Below are 23,707 nucleotides of genomic sequence, written 5' to 3' on the forward strand. Positions count from 1 at the left end.
CCTTGGAGAGCTCCATCGCCGACCTCCCGATCGACACGCGGGGCCGGACCGTATGGAGGTACGCCGTACCTCCGCGCCGCACGGACGGCGGCGCGGAGGTACGGCGACCTCCTCGCGGCTCCCTTGCGACCGGGCCCCGCTTGCGGCTGGTGGGCCCAGGAGGAGGGCCCTAAGCGGGGAACGGCGCAGAGCGAACATGTCCCACGTGTGATTTCCCCCTCCCTCGCCACCGCGAAACGGCCGCTTGCGGGATGCTGGAGATAACGTTCGTTCACCGCCCCGGCAATCAAGCGCGGGGGTCGCATGTGGAGGCAGTGATGGGTGTGACCGGTCCGATCCGCGTGGTGGTCGCCAAGCCGGGCCTCGACGGCCACGATCGCGGGGCCAAGGTGATCGCGCGGGCGCTGCGCGACGCCGGTATGGAGGTCATCTACACCGGTCTCCACCAGACACCCGAGCAGATCGTCGACACCGCGATCCAGGAGGACGCCGACGCGATCGGTCTCTCCATCCTCTCGGGCGCGCACAACACGCTCTTCGTGAAGGTCCTGGAACTGCTGAAGGACCGGGACGCGGAGGACATCAAGGTCTTCGGCGGCGGCATCATCCCGGACGCGGACATCGCGCCGCTCAAGGAGAAGGGCGTGGCGGAGATCTTCACGCCGGGCGCGACGACCGCTTCCATCGTCGAATGGGTGAACGCGAACGTCCGCGTGGCGGCCTGACCCGCCGTACACGTGTGCGCCTTCGGCGCCTGGTCCGCCAGGGCCCCTTCCCTTCGGGAGGGGCCCTTCGCCGTGTGCCGCCCGTCAGTCGGCGGCCCCGGCCGGCCCGGGGCCGCCGCCGAGCTCGGCGCGCATCGCGGCGCGCAGCCGGAGGGTGGAGACCAGGCGCTGGAAGGCCTCGGACCAGTAGCCGCCCGCGCCGGGCGCGGTGTCCTCCTCCTCGTCGGGCAGGGTCGTCAGGGAGTCCAGGTGCCGTGCCGCCTCCGGGGAGAGGCAGCGCTCGGCGAGGCCCATCACCCCGCTGAAGCTCCACGGGTAACTGCCCGCGTCCCGGGCGATGTCGAGGGAGTCGACCACGGCGGCGCCCAGCGGCTCCGCCCAGGGCACGGCGCAGACGCCGAGCAGCTGGAAGGCCTCCGACAGGCCGTGGGCGGCGACGAAGGCGGCGACCCAGTGGGCCCGCTCGTCCGCCGGGAGCGTCGCGAGGAGCTGTGCCCGCTCGGCCAGTGACGAGGTCCCGGGGCCCGTCGCGGGCGGTACGGCGGGGGCGCCGAGCAGGGCGCGCGACCAGGACGCGTCCCTCTGCCGCACGGCCGCCCGGCACCAGGCGGCGTGCAGTTCGGCCTGCCAGTCGTCGGCGACCGGCAGGGCGACGATCTCCTCCGGGGTCCGTCCGCCGAACCGGGCGATCCAGCAGGCGAGGGGAGCGGCCTCGACGAGCTGGCCCAGCCACCAGGAGCGCGCGCCCCGCCCCGCCGGCGGGGTCGCCACGACGCCGTCGCGCTCCATCGCCGCGTCGCATTCGTGCGGTGCCTCGACCGAGATCGTGGGCGATTCCGCCGTCCGGTCGAGGCCGACGCAGGTGGCGGCCCGGCCCGCCATCCGGCCCGCGAACGCCGAGGCGGGCAGGGCGGCGAGCAACTCGGCGGCGGTCGCGCGGACGTTGCGGCTGCGGTCGGCGAGGGCGGCCTCCAGGAAGTCCTCGTCCGCGTCGGAGAGCCCGGTCCGCAGGGAGTCCAGGAACATCAGCCGGTCCTCCGCCCGCTCGGCGGTCCAGGTGGACGCCAGAAGGGCGCGACCGGCCCCCGCGTCCCCGGTCCGGACGGCGGCCAGCAGCGCGACCCGCTCGGCGAACAGCCCCTCGTCCCACAAGGCCCTGACGCCCTCGGAGTCCCCGGGGGACGGGAGCCGGCCGGCCGCGCCCGAACCGCGCAGGGCGAACCGCCACTCGGGGTTGAGGGCGGCCAGCCACAGGCCGCGCGGCCCGGCGAGCCGGAGCGCCTGGGGCCGCAGGTCGGTGCGGGCCCTGGCCGCGTCGAGCAGGGCGGGCAGGGCGGCGGGCGGCGCCTTGTACCCGCGCTCGTTGGCGAGGGTCAGCCATTGGGGCAGCAGTTCGGCGAGGTCGGGAGCGGCACCGCGTCTCCCGGCGGCGGGCGACGGCGCGGCCCGCCCGGCGAGGAGCTGGTCGAGCCGCTTCCGGGCCGCCTCGGGCAGCGGCCGGCGCGGGTCCTCCGGCGCGAGGTCGAGCGGCGGCGCGGCGGGCCCGGGGCGCAGCCCCGCCCTGCGCCGTACGGTGTGCAGCGCGGCGGCGTCGAGCAGCGCACCCGCGAGGTCCCCACCCGCCGGGCCGACGCCGGGCGCGCCCGCGCCGCTCGTATCCGGGTCGGTCGTGCCTGTCGCTCCGGTCGTGCCTGTCGCTCCGGTCGTTCCGGTCGCTCCGGCAGCTCCGGCAGCTCCGGCAGCTCCGGTCGGTCCGGGCGCTCCGGCAGCTCCGGTAGCTCCGGTCGTCCCGGGCGCTCCGGCAGCTCCGGTCGCTCCGGACGCTCCCGCCGTGCTCGCGAGGACCGTGGGCGGCCGTCGGTCCGTGCCGAGGAGTGCGGAGGTGACGAGCTCCTCCCAGACGCGAGCGCTGTCGCCGGTGCCGCTGCCGGAGTACGGGGCCGGGGTCGTCGCGCGTGTGTTCATCGGAGTCCTCCGTGCGGTCGGGGGAGGTGGCGGGCCGTCATATGAGGGGCACCGTCTCGGCCGGGGACTCAGCCGACCAGGCGGCGAGCGGGGTGAAGCCCCGGTGGCCGCACTCGCCGAAGACGGTCAGCGGGGCGCCGCCGGAGAGGGCGACGAGGCGCCACAGCCCGGGCCGGTTCTGTGCGGCGGGCGTCAGCGGCAGGGCCTCGCGGCCGTCCGCGTCGGCGAGCTGCCAGCCGTACTCCGCCCGTGCCGGGACGACCTGGCGCAGCGTCACGGGCCAGGACTCCAGCCACGGGTCCTCGCTCAGCGCCCGCCCGTACGCGTCGAGAGCCTCGCCCACCGGCCCGCCGGGCGGCGGGGAGACGGGGGCGTCGACCGGGACGAAGTGCTCACCCGGCTCCGCGCGCAGCCGGCCCGCGCCCGTGTGCGGCGTCAGCTCTCCGTCGAGCAGCGCGCCCACGGGAAGCGCTAGTGCGGGGGCCCGGCCTGCCGCGCCGAAGGACAGGAGGAAGGCCGTCCGTCCGGTCGAGGCCCCGTGCAGCCAGACGCGCCGGGTGGTCAGCCGGGCGTCGGCCGTGTCGTACTGCGCGAGGACGAGCCAGTGGTCGCGCACCGGGGCGCCGTCGGCCGGGACGGTGAGACCGACCCGGGTCCGCACGGTCGTGGCGAAGCCGGCGGGCAGCCGGTCGGCGGCGAGCCAGGCCCGGTCGAGGAGGTGGGTCAGCGCGCACTCCTCCAGGAGGCGCACGGGCCAGCCGGGACCCGAGCCCGGTATCGCGCCCAGCTCCCGGACCCGGCCCGCGAGCCCCGGCGCCTGGGCGTCGACCATGCGGGCCGCGGTCTCCTCCCAGAGGCCGTACCCGCTCCGCTCCGCCGTGGCGAGGCCGCCGCGGAGCAGGTCGGCGAGCCGCTGCTCCAACTCCTCCGCGCCCGCGGTGATCCGGGCCGCCCTGCGCTCGGCCCTGCGGCGCGCGGCCTCGGGATCGGCCACGGCTCCGGAGGCGCCGGTCCCGGCCGGCCGGGTCGTGGCCCCGGCAGCTTCCTCCCGGCGCTTCGCGAGCCAGGGCGCCGCCCACTCGGGCGGGGCGCCGTCCGGGATCGCCGTCGGGTGGGACGCCTGGAGCAGCAGCAGGCCCAGCGCGTGCTTGCACGGGAGCTTCCGGCTGGGGCAACCGCATGTGTACGCGGGCCCGGTGAGGTCGACCGCCGTCGTGTACGACCGGCCGCCGCTGCCCCCGCACCGGCCCCAGAGCGCCCCCTCGTCGCGGCCGGTGTCCGACCACGGCCCGGCCGCGCCCAGCTCGCCCGCCGCTCTGCGTGAGGCATCGTCAGGAGCCAGTGCCAGCACCTGTTCAGCCGTCCAGCGCACCCCCATGGCATTCATGTCGACGACCGTAGACGCCGCCACTGACAACGCCCCCGACCTCGGGAAAGACGATTTGACTTTACTCTCTCTTTGCGATTCTCTGCGCGGGACCGAAGGCCGGCACCACCCGCCCAGGGGGAACCCCGTCATGAAGAAGCGCACCGTCCGTACCGCCGTCTCGGCCCTCGCCGTCGCAGGGCTCGCCCTCGGGCTCGGCGCCTGCTCGGAGGCGGCCGAGAAGGCCGTCGAGCAGGTCGACAAGTCCGTCACCGAGACCTACGAGGTCACGTACGAGGTCAGCGGCAAGGGCGCCGAGTCCATCGAGTACCACGCCGGTGGCGGCACCGCGACGGCGCCGAAGCTCGAGTCGGAGAAGAAGCCGGCCCTGCCGTGGAAGAAGACCGTGACGCTGAAGGGCATCATGCCGCCGGCCGTCATGCCGATGGCACTCGACCCGGCCGGCCTCACGTGCAAGATCGTCTACCAGGGCAAGGTCATCAAGGAGGCCGAGGGCGAGCAGGCGATGGCGGGCGGCTGCGTCGCCGTCTCCCCCGTCGTGGGCTGACCTCCGCCGCCCGCTGCCTCACCGCCGTGGGCTGACCTCCGCCGCCCGCTGCCTCACCGCCGTGGGCCGGCCCCCGTCGCGGGCTGACCCAGCCTCATATCCCTTTCCTCGCAGCGCTCCTGACCAGCGGTGGAAGGCGATTGTCAGTGCGATGGTGCACGGTGGATCGCACAACAGGTCGAGCGATCTGGAGGGGGATCCATGACCGTGCCCGAAACTGTCGCGCAGCCCGGCTCCGGTGTCGAGACGGACACCGGACCGGGCCCGCACGAGGCCACCGCCGAGGCTCTGAGGCCGCACGCCGAGCACGCCTTCGCCGACGAACTCACCGCACTCGCCGCCGCCGACGACAGGCCGAGGCCCGCCCGCTGGCGCCTCTCTCCCTGGGCAGTCGCCACCTATCTCCTCGGCGGCACGCTCCCCGACGGGACGGTGATCACGCCCAAGTACGTCGGACCGCGCCGCATCGTCGAGGTCGCCGTCACCACGCTCGCCACCGACCGGGCGCTCCTGCTGCTCGGCGTGCCCGGAACCGCGAAGACCTGGGTCTCCGAGCACCTGGCCGCCGCCGTCAGCGGTGACTCCACCCTGCTCGTCCAGGGCACCGCGGGCACGCCCGAGGAAGCCGTCCGGTACGGCTGGAACTACGCGCGGCTCCTCGCCCACGGCCCCAGCCGCGACGCACTCGTGCCGAGCCCGGTGATGCGGGCGATGGCGCGGGGCGCGACCGCCCGGGTCGAGGAGCTCACCCGCATCCCCGCCGACGTACAGGACAGCCTCATCACGATCCTGTCCGAGAAGACCCTGCCCGTCCCGGAGCTCGGCGAGGAGGTGCAGGCCGTCCCCGGCTTCAACCTCATCGCCACGGCCAACGACCGCGACCGGGGCGTCAACGAACTCTCCAGCGCGCTGCGCCGCCGCTTCAACACCGTCGTCCTGCCGCTGCCCGCGACGCCCGACGCCGAGGTCGAGATCGTCGCCCGGCGCGTCGAGCAGATCGGCCGCTCCCTCGACCTGCCCGCCGTGCCGGCCGGAGCGGCCGAGATCCGCCGCGCCGTCACCGTCTTCCGCGAGCTGCGGGACGGAGTCACCACCGACGGGCGGACGAAGGTCAAGTCGCCCTCGGGGACGCTCTCCACGGCCGAGGCCATCTCCGTCGTCACGGGCGGCCTGGCGCTCGCCGCCCACTTCGGCGACGGCGTCCTGCGCCCCGGGGACATCGCCGCCGGCATCCTCGGAGCCGTGGTCCGGGACCCGGCGGCCGACCGGGTGATCTGGCAGGAGTACCTGGAGACCGTGGTCAGGGAGAGAGACGGCTGGAAGGACTTCTACCGCGCCTGCCGCGAGGTGAGCGCATGACAGCCGCCCCCACGGCCCCGGCACCCGACATCCCCGGACCCGGCCGGAGCACGGTCCGGGCCGGAGGCCGCGGGCGGCGCGGGGAGCCCCTGCTCCTCGGGGTCCGGCACCACGGGCCCGGCTCGGCCCGCGCGGTGCGGGCCGCGCTGGAGGCGGAGAAGCCCGCCGTGGTCCTCGTCGAAGGACCCGCCGAGGCGGACGCCCTCGTCGCCCTCGCCGGGGACGAGTCGATGCGGCCGCCCGTGGCCCTGCTGGCACACGCCGTGGACGACCCCGGACGGGCGGCGTTCTGGCCGATGGCGGAGTTCTCGCCCGAGTGGGTCGCGATCCGCTGGGCCCTCGACCGGGGCGCCGCCGTCCGCTTCGTCGACCTGCCCGCCGCCCACACCCTCGCCGCCGCCGACCCCACCTGGTCCGACGGCGAAGGGGGCTACGGCGGCGGGGACGCGCACGGTGGCCGGGGCGCCGAGGGCAGCCGCGACGGTGCCGGTGGACGCGACGGTGCCGGTGGACGCGATGGTGATGGCGGGCGCGATGGTGATGGAGGTCGTGACGACGGCGGACCATGCGTCGGGAGTGACAGAAGGGACGGTGACGGCGGACAGGGCGAGGGGGAGGGGAGAGGCGACGGTGACGGCGGACGGGCCATGGACGGCCTGACCCTGCGGATCGACCCGCTCGCCGAGCTCGCCAGGGCCGCCGGGCACGAGGACGCCGAGCAGTGGTGGGAGGACGTCGTCGAACTGCGCGGCGAGGAGGACCCCACCGCCCCGTTCGAGGCCCTCGCCGAGGCGATGGGGGCCCTGCGCGAGGCGTACGGCCACGGGGGCCACCCCCGCGACCTCGTCCGCGAGGCGTACATGCGGCTCCAGCTGCGGGCCGCCCGCAAGGAGTTCGGCGACGAGGTCGCCGTCGTCTGCGGTGCCTGGCACGTCCCCGCCCTCACCTGGAAGACCACCGTCGCCGCCGACCGCGCCCTCCTCAAGGGCCTGCCCAAGGTGAAGACCGAGCTCACCTGGGTGCCCTGGACCCACCGCAGGCTCGCCCGGCGCTCCGGCTACGGCGCGGGCATCGAGGCACCCGGCTGGTACGGACACCTCTTCACCGCCCCGGACCGGCCCGTCGAGCGCTGGATGGCCAAGGTCGCCGGACTCCTCAGGGCGGAGGACCACCACGTCTCCACCGCCCACGTCATCGAGGCGGTCCGGCTCGCCGAGACCCTCGCCGCCCTGCGCGGCCGGCCGCTCCCCGGACTCGACGAGACGACGGACGCCGTCCGCGCCGTCCTGTGCGAGGGCTCCGACGTGCCGCTCGCCCTCGTCCGCGACCGCCTCGTCGTCGGCGACGTCCTCGGCGAGGTGCCGGCCGGCGCCCCCGCCGTCCCCCTCCAGCGCGACCTGAGCCGCCTCCAGCGCTCGCTGCGCCTCAAGCCCGAGGCGCAGCGGCGCGAGCTCGACCTCGACCTCCGCAAGGAGACGGACGGCGCCCGCAGCCGACTGCTGCACCGGCTGCGGCTGCTCGGCGTCGACTGGGGCGCCCCCGCCCCGGGACGGGCCGGCACCGGCACCTTCCGGGAGACCTGGCGGCTGGGCTGGGAGCCCGAGCTGCACGTCCAGGTGGCCGAGGCCGGGGTCTGGGGCACCACGGTCGAGGCCGCGGCCACCGCCAGGGCCGAGTCCCGGGCCGTGACCACGACCGCCCTCGCCGACATCACCGCCCTCGCCGAGCAGTGCCTGCTCGCCGGGCTCACCGATGCCCTGCCGGTCGTGATGCGGGCCCTCGCCGATCGGGCCGCGCTCGACACCGACGTCACCCACCTCGCCCAGGCCCTCCCGGCCCTGGCCCGCTCCCTGCGCTACGGCGACGTCCGCGGCACCGACACGGCCGCCCTCGCCGAGGTCGCCGCCGGGCTCGCCGAGCGGATCTGCGTCGGCCTCCCGCCCGCCTGCACCGGACTCGACGCCGACGCGGCCACCGCCATGCGCGAGCGGATCGACGAGGTCCACCAGGCGCTCGGCCTGCTGCCGGACACCGCGCGTCCGGCCGACCGCTGGACGGGCGTCCTGCGCCGCCTCGCCGGCCGCGACCGGGTGCCCGGCGTCCTGCGCGGCCGGGCCACCCGGCTGCTCCTCGACGAGGGCCGGATCGCCGAGGACGAGGCCGCGCCGCTCATGAGCCGCGCCCTCTCGCCCGGCGCCCCGCCGCAGGACGCCGCCGCCTGGATCGAGGGCTTCGCCGGCGGAGCCTCCGGCGGCGGACTGCTCCTCGTCCACGACGAGCGGCTGCTCGGCCTGGTCGACACCTGGCTCACGTCCGTACCGGCGGAGGCGTTCACCGACGTCCTGCCGCTGCTGCGGCGCACCTTCTCCGGATACGAGCCCGGTGTCCGCCGCACCCTCGGCGAGCTCGTCGCGCGCGGCCCGAAGGCCGAGGGGCCGGGGAGCGCGGCGCATGGCGGCGTACCCGGCTTCGCCACCGGCCTCGACCGGGACCGGGCGGACGGCGTCCTGCCCCTGCTCCACCTCATCCTCGGAACGGAGCCCACCACGTGAGTACGAGCCCCGGCACGAGTACGAGTACCGGCGCGGGCACGAGTGCCGGCGCGAGCCCCGGTGCCACGGCGGACCCGGGCGACGAGCGGCTGCGCCGCTGGCGGCTGGTCCTCGGCGGCGGGGACGCCGAGGGCACCGGCCGCGCGCTCACCGGGAGCGACGCCGCCATGGACCGCGCCCTCGCCGAGCTCTACGGCCGCGAGCCCCGGCGGGCCGACGCCAAGGGCAAGGACCGCGCGGGCGGACTCGGTGGCTCCGCGCCCTCCGTCGCCCGCTGGCTCGGCGACATCCGCACCTACTTCCCCAGCTCGGTCGTCCAGGTCATGCAGCGCGACGCGATCGACCGCCTCGGCCTCGCCACGCTCCTCCTGGAGCCGGAGATGCTGGACGCCGTCGAGCCCGACGTCCACCTCGTCGGCACGCTCCTCTCCCTCGACAAGGCCATGCCGGAGACCACCAGGGAGAGCGCGCGGGCCGTCGTGCGGAAGGTCGTCGACGACCTGGAGAAGCGCCTCGCCACCCGCACCCGCGCCACGCTCACCGGCGCCCTCGACCGCTCGGCCCGGATCAACCGCCCCCGGCACCGGGACATCGACTGGGACCGCACGATCCGCGCCAACCTGAAGAACTACCTGCCCGAGCACCGCACGGTCGTCCCGGAGCGGCTCGTCGGCCACGGGCGGGCGTCCAGGGCGGTCCGGAAGGAGGTCGTGCTCTGCATCGACCAGTCCGGCTCCATGGCCGCCTCCGTCGTCTACGCCTCCGTCTTCGGCGCGGTGCTGGCCTCCATGCGGTCGATCGCCACCCGGCTCGTCGTCTTCGACACGGCCGTCGTCGACCTGACCGACCGGCTCGACGACCCGGTCGACGTCCTCTTCGGCACGAGGCTGGGCGGCGGCACCGACATCAACCGCGCCCTCGCCCACTGCCAGGCGCGGATCGGCCGCCCGGCCGACACCGTGGTCGTCCTCGTCAGCGACCTGTACGAGGGGGGCATCCGCGACGAGATGCTGAAGCGGGTCGCGGCGATGAAGGCCTCCGGCGTCCAGTTCGTGGCGCTGCTCGCCCTCTCCGACGAGGGCGCCCCCGCCTACGACCGCGACCACGCGGCGGCGCTCGCCGCGCTCGGCGTCCCGGCCTTCGCCTGCACGCCCGACCTGTTCCCGGAGATCATGGCCGCCGCGCTGGAGAAGCGCCCGCTGCCGATACCCCCGGCCTGAGCGGGGGTACGGAATCCGCAGCCCAGGGACCACCCGCACGGGTGCTCCGGGGGTCACTGAGGCTCATATCACACCGCCCCCTGAAACCCCCTCACCCCGGAACCTGGCGCGTCGTGAGAAGCCCGCAGCCCAGTCCCCGCCTGCCGTGGAGGGTCCGGACGCCCGCTGCGCAACCCCTACGGAACGCCCCGTGGCCCCTACATTCTGTGACCCGTATCACCGCTCTGTTGTGATCTGCGATTTAGGGACCCACGTCCCTCGGGGATAACCTGCGAGACGGACATGCCGCGTCCACGGACACCGTGTACGCCTCCCTTGTGACAGCGCAGTCACGTTGCCCTCCGCGGCACGCCCACGCAGACAACGAACCGCGATCATCAGAAAAGGGACGGACGCGCGTGGACCTGTTCGAGTACCAGGCGAGGGACCTCTTCGCCAAGCACGGAGTACCGGTGCTGGCCGGTGAAGTCATCGACACGCCTGAGGCCGCGCGCGCCGCGACCGAGCGCCTCGGCGGCAAGTCCGTCGTCAAGGCGCAGGTGAAGGTCGGTGGCCGCGGCAAGGCCGGCGGCGTCAAGCTGGCCGCCGACGCTGACGAGGCCGTCGCCCGCGCGACGGACATCCTCGGGATGGACATCAAGGGCCACACGGTCCACAAGGTGATGATCGCCGAGCTGTCCCCGGAGATCGAGGCGGAGTACTACGTCTCGTACCTCCTCGACCGCACCAACCGCACCTTCCTGGCCATGGCCTCGGTGCAGGGCGGCATGGACATCGAGGAGGTCGCGGAGAAGACCCCCGAGGCCCTCGCGAAGGTCCCGGTCAACGCCGTCGAGGGCGTGAGCATCGAGAAGGCGCGCGAGATCGTCGCCCTCGCGAAGTTCCCGGCCGACGTGGCCGAGGGCGTCGCCGAGGCCATGGTCACCCTGTGGGACACCTTCGTCGCCGAGGACGCGCTCCTCGTCGAGGTCAACCCGCTGGTGAAGACCAAGGACGGCCGCATCCTGGCCCTTGACGGCAAGGTGTCTCTCGACGAGAACGCCGACTTCCGTCAGCCCGAGCACGAGGCGCTCGAGGACAAGGCCGCAGCCAACCCGCTCGAGGCTGCCGCCAAGGCCAAGGGCCTCAACTACGTCAAGCTCGACGGCGAGGTCGGCATCATCGGCAACGGCGCCGGCCTGGTCATGTCGACCCTGGACGTCGTCGCGTACGCCGGTGAGAACCACGGCGGCGTGAAGCCGGCCAACTTCCTCGACATCGGTGGCGGCGCCTCCGCCGAGGTCATGGCGAACGGCCTGGAGATCATCCTGGGCGACTCGGACGTCAAGTCCGTGTTCGTCAACGTCTTCGGTGGCATCACCGCCTGTGACGAGGTCGCCAACGGCATCGTCCAGGCCCTGGAGCTCCTCGCCTCCCGTGGCGACGAGGTCACCAAGCCGCTGGTCGTGCGCCTCGACGGCAACAACGCGGAGCTGGGTCGCAAGATCCTGTCGGACGCGAACCACCCGCTCGTGCAGCGCGTGGACACCATGGACGGCGCGGCCGACAAGGCCGCCGAGCTCGCGGCTGCGAAGTAAGGGACGAGGTCAGAACACCATGGCTATCTTCCTGACCAAGGACAGCAAGGTCATCGTCCAGGGCATGACCGGTGCCACGGGCATGAAGCACACCAAGCTCATGCTGGGTGACGGCACCAACATCGTCGGTGGCGTGAACCCGCGCAAGGCCGGCACGACCGTCGACTTCGACGGCACCGAGGTCCCGGTCTTCGGCTCCGTCGCCGAGGCCATGAAGGAGACCGGCGCCAACGTCTCGGTCCTCTTCGTGCCGCCGGCCTTCGCGAAGGCCGCCGTCGTCGAGGCGATCGACGCCGAGATCCCCCTCGCCGTCGTCATCACCGAGGGCATCGCCGTCCACGACTCCGCCGCCTTCTGGGCGTACGCGCAGTCGAAGGGCAACAAGACCCGCATCATCGGCCCGAACTGCCCCGGTCTCATCACCCCGGGCCAGTCCAACGCCGGCATCATCCCGGGCGACATCACGAAGCCGGGCCGCATCGGCCTGGTCTCGAAGTCCGGCACGCTGACGTACCAGATGATGTACGAGCTCCGTGACATCGGCTTCTCGTCCGCCGTGGGCATCGGTGGCGACCCGGTCATCGGCACCACGCACATCGACGCCCTCGCGGCGTTCGAGGCGGACCCCGACACCGACCTGATCGTCATGATCGGTGAGATCGGCGGCGACGCCGAGGAGCGTGCGGCCGACTTCATCAAGGCCAACGTCACCAAGCCGGTCGTCGGCTACGTCGCGGGCTTCACCGCGCCCGAGGGCAAGACCATGGGCCACGCCGGCGCCATCGTCTCCGGCTCCTCCGGCACCGCCCAGGCGAAGAAGGAGGCCCTTGAGGCCGCGGGCGTCAAGGTCGGCAAGACGCCGACCGAGACGGCCAAGCTGGCGCGCGCCATTCTGGCCGGCTAGCACAGCCTCGCGGGCTGACACCCGCGGTAGCTGTACGAGAGGGCCCCGCCCCCGCCCGGTCACCCGGGCGAGGGCGGGGCCCTCTCGCGTCCGCGCGCGTCCGCCGGCGGCTACTCCGCCGTCGGGATCAGGCGCTCGGGGCCCGGGTTGGGCTCGGAGCGCAGCCTGTCGCGGAGCTCCAGATCCTCCGGGCGGAGCTTCTGCGGGCCGCCGCGCACCGGCACGCCGTTGACGGTCTCGCCGGGGGCGTTGACCGGGACGTAGCGGGTCGGCGCGGTCGCCGCCGTGAAGCCGGTGACGCCGATGAGGACGGCCGTCACCCCGAGCACCGCCCGCGTCCAGGTACGGCTCCGCTTCTCGCTCCCCGCCCGGATCGTGCGGGCCGCCGGGAGGGCCGCCGCCGGAGTCTCCGCGACCAGCCGGCTCAGCTGCCGGTGCAGGGCCTCCGGCTCGGCGAGCTCGGGGATCCGCTTCCCGAGGACCGTCCGGGCGTGCAGCAGCCGGTTGGCGGCGGCGGGGGTGCTCGCCTCCGTCTCGGCGGCCGTCTCCGGCAGGTCCAGGCCGAGCCCGTCATAGAGCAGGACCGTGCGGCGGTAGGGCGGCGGCAGTTCGAGGAGCGCGCCGAGCAGCGCCCGCCGGTTCGCCTCGGCCGGCGGGGAGTCGGGGTGCTTGTGGGCGCGCCGGAACCGGTGCCAGGGGGAGAGGGCGTACTCGTACGAGGCCGCCCGCACCCAGCCCACCGGGTCCGGGTCGACGGCGACCTCGGGCCAGTGCTCCCAGGCGTGGTGGAAGGCGTACTCGACGGACTCGCGGGAGAGCCGGCGGCGGCCCGTGAGCAGATAGGTCTGGTGAACGAGGCCGGGCGCGGCGTACGCGTACAGCGCGTCGAAGGCCTCCGCCGGGGTGAGGCCCGGTACGGCGGGCGGCCGCGTGGGATCCGGTGTCACCCGCTCCCCGTCCGCCGTCTCGGCGGCAGCGGGTTTCAGGCGCTCCGGCGGCTTCGGGGCACCCTTGCGGGCGGGCCCGGAGGCGATGGCCGGGGCGGGGGCGGGGGCCCTCGGCGGCTTGGCGGCCCGCTTGGCGGTGGCCTTGGGCCGGACGTTGGCGGACACGGAAGCGAACCCGGAGGCGGGGGAGGGGGCCGTCTGGGGGACGGGCGCGGGCTGGGGCGCCGGCCTCGCGGGTACGGGGTGCGTGGCCGCGGGCTCGGCAGGTACGGACTCCGCAGGCTCCTCGGCCCTCCGTGCTTCGGGCCTCCGTGCTTCGGACCCCTGTGCTTCGGACCCTTGCGCTTCGGACCACTGCGCTTCGGCCCCCTGTACTTCGGCCCTTTGCGCCTGTGCTTCGGCCCTCTGCTCTTCGGCGCTCTCCGCCGCGCAGAGCAGCTTCGCGTACGCCTCGCGCTTGCGGCCCCGTGGCGCCGAGCGCCCGGTCTCCCAGGCCTTGACGGTGGCCTTCGTGACGCCCATGGCCTCGGCGACCTGCTCCTCGCTCAGGGCGAGGGCCTCACGCAACCTGCGCCGCTCCTTCGGTGTCGGCAGGGTGACGAAGGATGCGGAATCGGTGGTGCTCCGGCTCATCGGCGTCGACCTCCCGCAGAGCTGCTATGGGCGGAAAAGTACATAAACGTATCTTGAGCGACACAGCGGAGGTTTGCCTGTTACGCGGCTAAAGCGCGTGTCGTTGGGAGCATGGCCCCGTGACCCATCTGACCGAGCATCCCCTGGTCCAGGGCGGCCGTTCCGCGGCCCTGGCCACCGCCTGCGTCCGTGGCGGCGTCGCCGCCGGGCTCGGTCTCGGAGCCCTCGCCGTCCTGGTGACCGCCGCCTGGATCAGCTCCCCGTTCGCGGACGGCCCCGGCGGCGCGCTGCACGCGGCCGCGGGGCTCTGGCTCCTCGCCCACGGCGTGGACCTGGTCCGCACGGACACGCTGTCCGGGCTGCCCGCGCCCCTCGGCGTCGTGCCGATGCTCGTCGCCGTCCTGCCCGTCTGGCTCCTCCACCGGGCCGCCCGCGACACCCTCGACCCGGGCGACGACAGTGACCGGCCGCGCCCCTCCCCGAGCGGCGCGGTGGCCGCGGTGGCGGGGGGATATCTGATGGTCGGGGCGGTGGTGGTGGTCTACAGCGAGAGCGGACCGCTGCCCGCCGAGCTGATCAGCGCCGGTTTCTGGCTGCCCGCCGTCGTCTTCGGGGCGGCGGGCGCCGGCGTCTGGACGGCGCTCGGCCGCCCGCTGCCCGGCCGGCGGCAGGCGGCGGCCGCCCTGCGAGCGGCGGGGCTCGGGCTCGTGACGCTGTGCGGAGGCGGCGCGGTGCTCGCCGCGGTCTCGCTGGCCTGGCACGCGGGTGAGGCGCAGGCCTCCTTCGCGGGCCTCGCGGGGGAGTGGTCGGGGCGGGTGGCGGTCGTACTCCTCGTCCTGGCGCTGCTGCCGAACGCGGCCGTGTGGGGAGCGGCGTACGGGCTCGGTCCGGGGTTCACCCTCGGTACGGGCGCGCTCGCGACCCCGCTGGGGCTCGCCGGCGACCCGGCCGTGCCGCCCTTCCCGCTCCTCGCCGCGCTGCCCGCCGAGGGCCGCGGTACGTGGACGCACTGGGCGGCCGCGGCGGTCCCGCTGGCGGCCACCCTCGTGCAGGGCTGGCGCGTGGGCCGCACGGCCCCGGGCCGGCCGGCCCGGGACGCGGTCCTGACGGCCCTGGCGGCCGCCTGGGGATGCGGGGCCGTCGTGGCGGTCCTCGCCGCCGCCGCCGGGGGGCCGCTCGGCTCCGGGCGGCTGTCCGCCTTCGGCCCCGTGTGGTGGCAGGCGGGAGCGGCGACGGTGCTGTGGGGCGCCTGCGTCGGGGTGCCGACGGCCTTGGCCGTACGGGCGTGGGGGCGGCGGGCGCTTCGGCCCAAGCCGCTGCCGCTGCCCGCACCGGCACCCGCGAACGCCGACGCGGCCGCATCCGCGACGACCCCGGCGACCGCGTCCGTCGGAGCGGGGGCAGGGGCGGGAGCGGGGGCAGGGGAGGGTGCGGGAGCCGCGGCCGGGTTCGGGGAGCCCTTCGACCGTCAGGCGCAGCCGGCGGCAGCGCCTGACGCGGCGGGCTCCGGCGCGGCTTCCGGCGCGGTTCACGGCGCCGGCCAGGCGACGAGATCCACCGGGAAGCCCGACCCCGGCACCCAGGCCGGCACGGCGAAGGCCGCCGCCCCGGCCCTGGACCTCGACCTGGACGACGACCCGGGCTACGAACCGTACGACTACCTCCCGGCGGCGTGGGAGTCCTCCCCGCCGCCGCCGGACCCCGAGGCCTGAGCTACTCCCGCACTCCGAAGCCCGCGCGCAGCGGCTTCGGCAGGAGGTCGTTGCAGGCGAGCTCGCCCGCGTGGGTCAGGGCGTCGTCACGGCACTCGTAGAAGTCCTGGTAGACGAGCTGCATCGTGAAGCCGACCGCGACGATCATCAGTGCCACGCTCGATGCCACCAGACCGCTGATCGCGGCCGTCCGCATCGAGCGGACCGGCACGGCCGCGGGCGCGGGAGTCGGGGAAGCGGGGACGGGTGCCTCCGAGGGCGAGGCCGGTGAGACCGCCGGGGCCGCCGACGCGTCGGTCGGCGCGGCCTCCTTCGGCTTCGTCCGCAGGGAGCTGATGCCCCAGTAGAGCCCGAGGGCGCCGAGCAGCAGCGCCAGCTCCGGGATCTCGAAGATGGCGAAGAAGAAGGCCCACATGCCCGCGAGGATCGCGTAGCGCGCCCGTCGCTGAGCCGGGTCCGTCGGGTCCCAGCGCATCCCCTTCTCGCGCCCGGACCCGCCCTGGCCCGGGCCGCCCTCCGGGCCGCCCCGGCGGTCGGGGCCCCGGCCGAACCCGTCGGTCGAACGGCCCGGCTGCCGCGGGCTCCAGCGCCCGTCGGACGCCCCGGACGACCCGTCCGGCTCCTGTCCCGAACCGTCCGGCGACCCCGAGGAGCCGGACGCGTCGTCGCCCGAGCCCTCCGGCCGCCGGGGCTGCCACGGCTGATCCGGCCGGCCCTCGGGCGGCGGCGCGAACGGGTTGTTGTCGTTCGTGGACTGGCGTTCCGGCATGTGCTGGACGTCTTCCCTCTGTCGTCGCGACCGCGGCCGCACCCGCGGTCTCCGCTGTTGTCTCTTCCGGTGTCTCTTCCGGCGTCGGACCCTGACGCTACCGCCCTGCTCCGCCCCCGTCCCGTGGGGGCCGTCCGGTGTGCCGGTATCGTTGCTGACGGTCGAGCCATTCGTAGGGTTCCCCGTATCGAGCGACACGATTTGTTCGTACGACCGCACAAACACCACGGAAAGAGTGACCCAGTGGCTGCCGCCCGCCTCGTCGTCCTGGTCTCCGGGTCCGGTACCAATCTGCAGGCCCTCCTCGACGCCATCGCCGCCGACCCCGAGGGGTACGGGGCGGAGGTCGTCGCCGTCGGCGCGGACCGCGACGGCATCGTCGGTCTGGAGCGCGCCGAGAGTGCCGGGCTGCCCACCTACGTCTGCCGCGTGAAGGACCACGCGACCCGCGAGGAGTGGGACCGCGCCCTGACCGAGGCGACCGCCGCGTACGAGCCGGACCTCGTCGTCTCGGCCGGGTTCATGAAGATCGTCGGCAAGGAGTTCCTCGCCCGCTTCGGCGGCCGGGTCGTCAACACCCACCCGGCGCTGCTGCCCAGTTTTCCCGGTGCCCACGGGGTGCGTGACGCCCTCGCCTACGGCGCGAAGGTCACCGGGTGCACCGTCCACTTCGTCGACGACGGCGTCGACACCGGCCCGATCATCGCCCAGGGCGTGGTCGAGGTCCGGGACGAGGACGATGAAAGCGCGCTCCATGAGCGCATCAAGGAAGTCGAGCGCTCGCTGCTCGTCGAGGTCGTGGGGCGTCTGGCCCGGCACGGCTACCGCATTGAGGGACGAAAGGTAACAATCCCGTGACCGCCGAAGGTACGACGCGCCCCATCCGCCGCGCACTCGTCAGCGTCTACGACAAGACCGGCCTGGAGAAGCTGGCCCGCGGCCTGCACGAGGCGGGTGTCGCCCTCGTCTCCACCGGCTCCACCGCCGCGAAGATCGCCGCCGCCGGCATCCCGGTCACCAAGGTCGAGGAGCTCACCGGCTTCCCCGAGTGCCTGGACGGCCGCGTCAAGACGCTGCACCCGCGCGTGCACGCCGGCATCCTCGCCGACCTGCGACTGGAGGACCACCGCAACCAGCTCGCCGAGCTGGGGGTCGAGCCCTTCGACCTGGTCGTCGTGAACCTGTACCCGTTCAAGGAGACCGTCGCCTCCGGCGCCACCCCCGACGAGTGCGTCGAGCAGATCGACATCGGCGGCCCGTCGATGGTCCGCGCCGCCGCCAAGAACCACCCCTCGGTGCTGGTCGTCACCGACCCGGGCGCCTACGACGCGGTCCTCCAGTCGGTCAAGGAGGGCGGGAGCACGCTGCGCATGCGCAAGCTGTTCGCCTCCGCGGCCTTCCAGCACACCGCCGCGTACGACGTGGCCGTCGCCTCCTGGTTCGCCGACGACTATGCCGCCGACGACGACAGCGGCTTCCCCGGCTTCCTGGGCCACACGTACGAGCGCGCCAACGTGCTGCGCTACGGCGAGAACCCGCACCAGGGCGCCGCGCTCTACGTCGACGGCACGGGCGGCCTCGCCGAGGCCGAGCAGCTGCACGGCAAGGAGATGTCGTACAACAACTTCACGGACACCGACGCCGCGCGCCGGGCCGCGTACGACCACACCGAGCCCTGCGTCGCGATCATCAAGCACGCCAACCCGTGCGGCATCGCGATCGGCGCCGACGTCGCCGAGGCCCACCGCAAGGCGCACGCCTGCGACCCGCTCTCCGCCTTCGGCGGCGTCATCGCCGTCAACCGCCCCGTGTCGGTCGCGATGGCCGAGCAGGTCGCGGAGATCTTCACCGAGGTGATCGTGGCCCCCGGCTACGAGGACGGCGCGGTCGAGGTCCTGGCCAAGAAGAAGAACATCCGCGTGCTCCGCGCCGACGGCGCCCCGGCCAACCCGGTCGAGGTCAAGCCGATCGACGGCGGCGCGCTGCTCCAGGTCACCGACCGCCTCCAGGCCGAGGGCGACGACCCGGCGAACTGGACCCTGGCGACCGGCGAGGCCCTGTCCGCCGAGGAGCTCGCCGAGCTGTCCTTCGCCTGGAAGGCCTGCCGGGCGGTCAAGTCCAACGCGATCCTGCTCTCCAAGGACGGCGCCTCGGTCGGCGTCGGCATGGGCCAGGTCAACCGCGTCGACTCCGCGAAGCTGGCCGTCGAGCGGGCGGGCGAGGAGCGGGCGCGCGGCGCTTACGCCGCCTCGGACGCCTTCTTCCCCTTCCCCGACGGCCTGGAGATCCTGACGGCCGCCGGCGTGAAGGCGGTCGTGCAGCCGGGCGGCTCGATGCGCGACGAGCTCGTCGTCGAGGCCGCGAAGAAGGCGGGCGTGACGATGTACTTCACCGGGACGCGCCACTTCTTCCACTGATCGGTGACGCACTGACGCACTGACGGGCGGGCGGCCCGCCGGTACCCGACGGGTACCGGCGGGCCGCCCGCCGTTGCGTGGCGGTCAGTCGAGCCAGTGGTTGCAGCTCGACACCCAGTTGTGCGAGCTGATGCTGTTGGCGGCCGGACCGCCGTCGCTGAGCCGGTTGTCCCGCAGGTCGCTCGCGTAGAACTCGTTCGGGTGCAGGCATCCGTAGCCGTTGGGCGTGTTGTAGGCCGTGTAGTCGTGGAACCGGACGATGTGGTACGTACTGCCCGTCCCCTTGTTCATGACGGACTCGGCGTTGTTGGTGTCGCTGCCCCGGAAGGACCCGCTGGAGTCGCCCCAGTCGGAGTCGTTGTCCACGTCCCCGCCGAGCAGGCCGGAACAGTTGGGCAGGTTCCACGCGTACATGTATCCGGACCGGGCGGTGTTGTTGTAGAAGTTGTCGCACGCGGTCGACGCCTGGGCCGGCGAACCGATCAGTACGGAGCCGGCCGCAAGACCCAGCACCGCGGCGGCGCTTCCGATGAGACGCTTCATGGTTTCTCCTCCGTCCGCCCGCGGCCTCGCGCCGCGGGAGCTCATGTGAGGGAGCGGGCGCGGGTCAGCGCCTCGCGCTCCAGTCGTGCGTACGTGTCGAGCTCGTCGCCGTACTCGCCGCGCAGCCCGTCCACGTACCGGCGCTCCAGGGCCCGCCCCGCACGGGCGAAGCCGGAGGACCCGGCGCACTCGGCCTCCGCCGTCGCGAGGCGCACCTCCGCGGCGAAGGCCCTGTCGTCCTCGCGGTTCGCCGGGAGCGCGTTCCTGGCGTCCGCCGGGGTCGCGTACGGGTGGCCGGCCGCGCGCATGCATGCCGCCCAGGCCGCCTGGGCGGCGGTGAACTCCGGGTCGCGGCCCAGCTCGGAGACGTACAGCCGGGTCAGGTTGGTCGCGGTCCTGCTCGCCCGGAACCAGGTCGCGGGGTCGCCGTACAGCTGCTTCTGGGCGGTCTCCTCGCAGCCGCCGAGCCGGCGGCCGATCGTTCCGCCGCCCGGCACCTTCACCGCGAGAGTCCGGGCTCCGGCGCCGCCGTCCAGGGCCTTTCGGTAGGCCCCTCGGCGCTCGGGCGACAGCCCGTCGACGTACAGCTGGTTCGGGTCCGTCCTCCGCGCCGCCAGGACCCTGGCGGCGATGCGGCTGCCGTAGCCGTTCCGCCGGGCCCAGGCCGTGTCCGACAGCAGATAGCCGACGGTGAAGCTCTCGTCCGGGGTCGGGCGCGGCCCCGCCCGGTACGAGAAGCCCTCGGCCCGCATGCACCGCGCGACCAGGACCTGCTCCGCGTGGCGGAGCGACGCGCGGTCGGTGTCCGTGAGTTCGGTGTCCGTGAGTCGGGTGTCCGTGAGTCGGGTGTCCGTGTCACCGGATTCCGCGATGGGGCTCCGGGGGCCGGCGGCGGGCCGGTCCACGCAGCCGGTCGAGGTGACCATGAGGACGAGGGCGACGGCGCAGGCGCGAGCGAACGTGGACATCATGGTTCCGAGCCCCCCGAGGTGACCGGGCCGCACCGGTCGGGCGGCCCGGTCACACCCTCGCGGCGCGGCCCCGAGCGGGGTACCTCGGAAGTCCTAGGGGCACTCGCCGCCCCAGGTCACGGCCTTGATCGTCCGGCCGCCGGTGGTGAAGTCGCCGCGGCCGTCCGTCCAGCCGTGGTGGAGGCAGGACGTGCCGCCCTCCGTGAAGGAGACGTACGCGTGGTCGGCGCCGGCCTGCGGGTGGCCGTTGTTGAAGAAGGACCTGCGCAGGCCGCAGGTGCTCGCCGGCACGTTCCTGTCGGTCTTGCAGACCGTGCCCCTGCCGCCCGTCTCGGAGAAGAAGCAGACGGAGCCGTTGGGGCAGTTCCACGGCTGGTACGGGGCGGTCTGCGGCTGGGCGCAGTTGGCGCTCGTGACGCTCGCCCACTGGCGCTCGGCCCCGCTGTACTCGACCCCGTCGAAGTGGACCGGCCGGCGGTGGGTCTCGTCCGTGAACGTGCCGGAGGCCAGGTAGCGCTGCTCGTAGTGGAGGTGGGCCCAGTTGTTCGCCCCGCCGGACTTGCCCACGCGGCCGATCTGGGTGGCGCCGGTGACCCGGCTGCCGACCTTCACGTAGGCGGTCGGCGCCTCCTGGAGGTGGTAGTACGCCGTGAACCAGCCGTTGCCGTGGCTGATCTGGAGGGTGTTGCCGGAGCCGTTGTTCCAGTAGGCGGCCGAGACCGTGCCCGGGGCGGAGGCGTAGACGGGCAGGCCGTCGGAGCCCGGGTTGCCCACCTTGACGATATCGAGCGCCGGGTCGTGGCCCCACGTGTCGAGCTGCCACTTCGTACCGCAGGCGAACGGCAGTTGGAAGGCCGGCTTGCCGGCGGGCGGGGCGGCGGCCGTACGGGCCTCGGCGGCGCCCGCCGTGGTGGCGCCGAGCCCGAGGGTGAGGCCCAGGGCGGTCAGGAACGCCAGGAGTGCGGCGCGCAGTTGTGCGTAGGACACGAGCGTGTTCCCTTCTCGCGATCAGGTGGGTCCACGGTCCCGGGGTTCGGCACCCGGGCCGTACTCGGACATCAGAGGGCCACGGACTCCTCGCACGTCTTCGACCACGTGTGCGAGGCGATCGGCAGGCGCAGCGCGAGGTCGCGGCGCCCGCCCTGTCGTACGCAGCCGAGGTCGTCCTTCAGGTCCTTCGCCGCGAACAAGGCGACGTGGACGAGGCCTCGGGGGTCGGCGGTGCCGTTGTTGAACACGGAGCGGGGCCCCTCGTCCCGGGCCCAGTCGCAGACCGTGTCGCCGTCGAACCACTCCCTGTCGTCGTTCTCCCAGTCGCACATCCGGCCCTGGCCGCCCGTCTCGGAGAAGAAGCAGACGTACCCCGGCGCGCACCGCTCGTACCCGGTGGCGACGTCCGTCCCGTCCTGCCGGTCGCCGAGGGCGTACAGGCCGAGACCCGCCGCCGTCAGTCCCGCGAGGGAGGCGGCGAGGAGCGGGACGAGCCGTCGTCCGGGGCGTCTGCGGCGCGGCATCCGGCCGGCGGCCGCCTCCCGGACCCGGCGCAGGACGGTCGTGGCGTCGTGCGCGGCCCGTTCCTCGTGGGTGCGGCTCAGGCAGTCGGCGACGATCCCCCGCCAGACGTCGGGGAGCCCGGGGGAGAGGCGGAGCTCCTCCTCGCCGCGCGCGTAGCGGAGGGCGGCGTCGCGGCGGGCGGTCGGCGTGCCGCCGGGGAGCGGGGAGGCGCCGGTCAGGACGGTGTGGGCCAGGACGCCGAAGGCCCAGACGTCGGCGCTGGGGCGGATCCGCGTGCCCCGGTCGCCGACCTCCGACCAGAGCAGCTCGGGCGGTGTGTAGTCGGGTGTGGCGAAGCCGGCGGCGTAGGCGTGGGTGCCCTCCAGCTCGCTCGCCGTGCTGAAGTCGCCGAGCCGGACAGTGCCGTCCTTCATCAGCAGGACGTTCCCCGGCTTGAGGTCGCCGTGCACCCAGCCCGCCGTGTGCAGCTGGTGCAGGCCCTCGCAGATCTGGACGAGCAGCGCGGGACCGGCCGACGGCGGCGCCGCGCCCGAGAGGAGGGACTGGAGCGGGCGCTCCGCCTCCTCCAGTACGAGGACGGTGGCGCCGTCCAGCTCCGGGTGCGCCGGGTCGTCGACCGTGAGGGTCTCGTACAGCCGGATCAGGCGCGGCGAGCGCAGCCGCCTCAGCAGGTCGACCTCGCGGTCCGCGAGGTCGCGCAGGTGGCGCAGCTGGCGCGGGGTGTGGGTGCCGGTCGGCAGGAACTTGAGCGCGGCCCGGGCGGGGAGGTCGCCGCCCCCTCCGCCGCCCCCTCCGCAATGCCCTCCGGTGCGGCGTGCCGCGTACACGCTGCCGAACGCGCCCGCGCCCAGCGGCCGCTCGACGGTCCAGCCACCGACCTCGTACCCGGCGGGGACGGTCAGTGGGAAGCCGTTCACCGCGCCTCCGTCAGGGGAGCCGGGGCCGGCAGGGCCGTCAGCGTCACCAGGTCGTCCTCGTGGACGAGGTCGAAGCGGAGCGCGAGCGAGACCAGGGTCTCCTTCTTGCCGTTGAGGCGCGGCCCGGCGTCGGCTGTGTCGGGGCCGGGTTTGAGGCGTAACTTCACGGCCAGGTAGTCGATGTTCCACTGCACCGAGGCGCGGTTCACCGCGGGCCACAGGGGCCGCAGCCGCTCCACGATCCGGTCGACCGTCGGCAGCGGCGCGTGCGGGGCGCCGCGCAGCCGCGACTCGCAGAGCGCGGCGAGGACGAGGAAGTACCGCTTGGTGCGGTCGAGGGGAAAGGCGAGCGTGGTCGGCTCCCCGTCCCCGCCCCCGTCCCCGGCGCAGACGCAGACGCAGGCGGAGGTGGAGGTGGATGCGCAGGCGCAGGCCGGGTGCGCGCGCTCCAGGTAGTCGTGGCGGGGCGCCCAGACGCTGAAGTCGAGCAGGTCGCCGCCCGCGGGCAGGACGACCCGGGAGAACTCGAACGGTACGGGGGCGTCGAGCCGCCCCGGCGCGATCTTGATGTGCTCCCCGGCGCCCTCCGGGTTCTCCACGACGTACGTCGAGGTCGCGCTGAAGTTGCTGAGCGTCCAGTAGCTCGCCGTCGCACCGATCTCCCCGGCCGTGCGGGACACGCCGGGGTGCGGGATGGCCAGATGGCGCGGCGCGCCGGCCGTGTGCGGGGTGGCGGCCGTGTGTCGGGCGGTGGCCGTCCGGGGGGCGGCGCGGCCGAAGTGGAGCCTCTCGCCGGGTGCCAGCCTCACCTGGCTCCCGGAGGCCGCGGCGGGTGCGGGCACCACGATGATGCTGTACATGACGCTTCCTTTCCCCGAGGTCTGCGTGCGCGGTCAGGGTAGGAAGCGGCGATAAACGAACGCAGAACGTCACCCCTTGATCACGGAGAAGGGCCGGCGGCTCCCGGGCGTCCGGCCCCCGGCGACCGGTCCTCCGAACGGGTGGACTCTGGTCTAATGGGTTGCTCTTTTGTCGGCCGCCGGTGTG

General features: G+C 74.3%; 19 protein-coding genes. 10 read left to right on the forward strand and 9 right to left on the reverse strand.

The window, feature by feature from the left end; translation table 11 throughout:
• Positions 1-317 precede the first annotated feature (317 nt).
• The gene (gene icmB / locus IE124_RS30665) at positions 318-725 is read left to right on the forward strand and encodes a coenzyme B12-dependent isobutyryl CoA mutase small subunit (RefSeq protein WP_055641772.1); all 408 of its coding nucleotides are present in this window, start codon (positions 318-320) and stop codon (positions 723-725) included.
• Positions 726-809: 84 nt separating this feature from the next.
• Here the strand turns inward: icmB and IE124_RS30670 are convergent, their stop codons facing one another.
• Together IE124_RS30670 and IE124_RS30675 are read right to left on the reverse strand one after the other, a co-directional pair.
• Positions 810-2,690, reverse strand: a complete 1,881-nt coding sequence (locus tag IE124_RS30670; RefSeq protein ID WP_189512710.1) for a DUF5691 domain-containing protein — start codon at positions 2,688-2,690, stop codon at positions 810-812.
• A gap of 37 nt (positions 2,691-2,727) precedes the next feature.
• The gene (locus IE124_RS30675) at positions 2,728-4,077 is read right to left on the reverse strand and encodes an SWIM zinc finger family protein (protein WP_189512712.1); all 1,350 of its coding nucleotides are present in this window, start codon (positions 4,075-4,077) and stop codon (positions 2,728-2,730) included.
• Positions 4,078-4,207: 130 nt separating this feature from the next.
• Between IE124_RS30675 and IE124_RS30680 the strand changes: the two genes are divergently transcribed.
• The 6 genes from IE124_RS30680 (at position 4,208) to sucD (ending at position 12,236) form a co-directional block, all read left to right on the forward strand.
• Positions 4,208-4,624, forward strand: coding sequence for a hypothetical protein (locus IE124_RS30680; protein ID WP_189512714.1), 417 nt, complete (start codon positions 4,208-4,210; stop codon positions 4,622-4,624).
• Between the two features lie 201 nt (positions 4,625-4,825).
• Positions 4,826-5,983 (forward strand): ATP-binding protein, encoded by a 1,158-nt coding sequence (locus IE124_RS30685; RefSeq protein ID WP_229833041.1) that lies wholly within the window; start codon positions 4,826-4,828, stop codon positions 5,981-5,983.
• The gene (locus IE124_RS30690) at positions 5,980-8,535 is read left to right on the forward strand and encodes a DUF5682 family protein (RefSeq protein WP_229833042.1); all 2,556 of its coding nucleotides are present in this window, start codon (positions 5,980-5,982) and stop codon (positions 8,533-8,535) included. Before IE124_RS30685 ends, IE124_RS30690 begins: the two co-directional genes overlap by 4 nt.
• A gap of 89 nt (positions 8,536-8,624) precedes the next feature.
• The gene (locus IE124_RS30695) at positions 8,625-9,755 is read left to right on the forward strand and encodes a VWA domain-containing protein (protein ID WP_229833053.1); all 1,131 of its coding nucleotides are present in this window, start codon (positions 8,625-8,627) and stop codon (positions 9,753-9,755) included.
• Between the two features lie 398 nt (positions 9,756-10,153).
• Positions 10,154-11,332 carry an ADP-forming succinate--CoA ligase subunit beta gene (sucC, locus tag IE124_RS30700; protein ID WP_189512719.1) on the forward strand — a complete coding sequence of 393 codons (1,179 nt, stop codon included), beginning with the start codon at positions 10,154-10,156 and terminating at the stop codon, positions 11,330-11,332.
• Between the two features lie 19 nt (positions 11,333-11,351).
• Positions 11,352-12,236, forward strand: coding sequence for a succinate--CoA ligase subunit alpha (gene sucD / locus IE124_RS30705; protein ID WP_056552175.1), 885 nt, complete (start codon positions 11,352-11,354; stop codon positions 12,234-12,236).
• A gap of 110 nt (positions 12,237-12,346) precedes the next feature.
• Here sucD and IE124_RS30710 read toward each other — a convergent pair whose 3' ends face one another.
• Positions 12,347-13,816, reverse strand: a complete 1,470-nt coding sequence (locus IE124_RS30710; protein ID WP_189512721.1) for a helix-turn-helix domain-containing protein — start codon at positions 13,814-13,816, stop codon at positions 12,347-12,349.
• Between the two features lie 119 nt (positions 13,817-13,935).
• Between IE124_RS30710 and IE124_RS30715 the strand changes: the two genes are divergently transcribed.
• On the forward strand, positions 13,936-15,528 hold the full coding sequence (locus IE124_RS30715; RefSeq protein WP_189512723.1) for a cell division protein PerM: 1,593 nt from the start codon (positions 13,936-13,938) through the stop codon (positions 15,526-15,528).
• A gap of 1 nt (position 15,529) precedes the next feature.
• Here the strand turns inward: IE124_RS30715 and IE124_RS30720 are convergent, their stop codons facing one another.
• A complete protein-coding gene (locus IE124_RS30720; protein WP_189512725.1) occupies positions 15,530-16,297 on the reverse strand; it encodes a hypothetical protein in 768 nt (255 codons plus the stop codon).
• Positions 16,298-16,540: 243 nt separating this feature from the next.
• Here IE124_RS30720 and purN point away from each other — a divergent pair, with 243 nt between their 5' ends.
• Positions 16,541-17,155, forward strand: coding sequence for a phosphoribosylglycinamide formyltransferase (gene purN, locus IE124_RS30725; RefSeq protein ID WP_189512727.1), 615 nt, complete (start codon positions 16,541-16,543; stop codon positions 17,153-17,155).
• The gene (gene purH / locus IE124_RS30730) at positions 17,152-18,714 is read left to right on the forward strand and encodes a bifunctional phosphoribosylaminoimidazolecarboxamide formyltransferase/IMP cyclohydrolase (protein WP_189512729.1); all 1,563 of its coding nucleotides are present in this window, start codon (positions 17,152-17,154) and stop codon (positions 18,712-18,714) included. The genes purN and purH overlap by 4 nt, the downstream gene beginning before the upstream one ends.
• Before the next feature lie 84 nt (positions 18,715-18,798).
• Here purH and IE124_RS30735 read toward each other — a convergent pair whose 3' ends face one another.
• From IE124_RS30735 to IE124_RS30755, 5 genes are all read right to left on the reverse strand, one after another.
• Complete coding sequence (locus tag IE124_RS30735) at positions 18,799-19,257, reverse strand: hypothetical protein (protein ID WP_189512731.1); 459 nt, start codon at positions 19,255-19,257, stop codon at positions 18,799-18,801.
• Positions 19,258-19,298: 41 nt separating this feature from the next.
• Positions 19,299-20,225, reverse strand: a complete 927-nt coding sequence (locus IE124_RS30740; RefSeq protein WP_189512733.1) for a hypothetical protein — start codon at positions 20,223-20,225, stop codon at positions 19,299-19,301.
• A gap of 96 nt (positions 20,226-20,321) precedes the next feature.
• The gene (locus tag IE124_RS30745; protein ID WP_189512735.1) at positions 20,322-21,215 is read right to left on the reverse strand and encodes a peptidoglycan DD-metalloendopeptidase family protein; all 894 of its coding nucleotides are present in this window, start codon (positions 21,213-21,215) and stop codon (positions 20,322-20,324) included.
• 71 nt (positions 21,216-21,286) lie between these two features.
• A complete protein-coding gene (locus IE124_RS30750) occupies positions 21,287-22,660 on the reverse strand; it encodes a protein kinase domain-containing protein (protein WP_189512737.1) in 1,374 nt (457 codons plus the stop codon).
• Complete coding sequence (locus IE124_RS30755) at positions 22,657-23,520, reverse strand: FHA domain-containing protein (RefSeq protein WP_189512739.1); 864 nt, start codon at positions 23,518-23,520, stop codon at positions 22,657-22,659. Before IE124_RS30755 ends, IE124_RS30750 begins: the two co-directional genes overlap by 4 nt.
• Between the last annotated feature and the right edge of the window lie 187 nt (positions 23,521-23,707).

Source organism: Streptomyces narbonensis, from assembly GCF_014649015.1.
In the GTDB taxonomy this organism is placed as follows: Bacteria; Actinomycetota; Actinomycetes; order Streptomycetales; family Streptomycetaceae; genus Streptomyces; species Streptomyces narbonensis.

Coding starts and splice junctions, on each gene's coding strand:
- icmB (WP_055641772.1), top strand. CDS start 318: ATGGGTGTGACCGGTCCGATCCGCGTGGTGGTCGCCAAGCCGGGCCTC.
- IE124_RS30670 (WP_189512710.1), bottom strand. CDS start 2,690: ATGAACACACGCGCGACGACCCCGGCCCCGTACTCCGGCAGCGGCACC.
- IE124_RS30675 (WP_189512712.1), bottom strand. CDS start 4,077: ATGAATGCCATGGGGGTGCGCTGGACGGCTGAACAGGTGCTGGCACTG.
- IE124_RS30680 (WP_189512714.1), top strand. CDS start 4,208: ATGAAGAAGCGCACCGTCCGTACCGCCGTCTCGGCCCTCGCCGTCGCA.
- IE124_RS30685 (WP_229833041.1), top strand. CDS start 4,826: ATGACCGTGCCCGAAACTGTCGCGCAGCCCGGCTCCGGTGTCGAGACG.
- IE124_RS30690 (WP_229833042.1), top strand. CDS start 5,980: ATGACAGCCGCCCCCACGGCCCCGGCACCCGACATCCCCGGACCCGGC.
- sucD (WP_056552175.1), top strand. CDS start 11,352: ATGGCTATCTTCCTGACCAAGGACAGCAAGGTCATCGTCCAGGGCATG.
- IE124_RS30710 (WP_189512721.1), bottom strand. CDS start 13,816: ATGAGCCGGAGCACCACCGATTCCGCATCCTTCGTCACCCTGCCGACA.
- IE124_RS30720 (WP_189512725.1), bottom strand. CDS start 16,297: ATGCCGGAACGCCAGTCCACGAACGACAACAACCCGTTCGCGCCGCCG.
- IE124_RS30735 (WP_189512731.1), bottom strand. CDS start 19,257: ATGAAGCGTCTCATCGGAAGCGCCGCCGCGGTGCTGGGTCTTGCGGCC.
- IE124_RS30740 (WP_189512733.1), bottom strand. CDS start 20,225: ATGTCCACGTTCGCTCGCGCCTGCGCCGTCGCCCTCGTCCTCATGGTC.
- IE124_RS30755 (WP_189512739.1), bottom strand. CDS start 23,520: ATGTACAGCATCATCGTGGTGCCCGCACCCGCCGCGGCCTCCGGGAGC.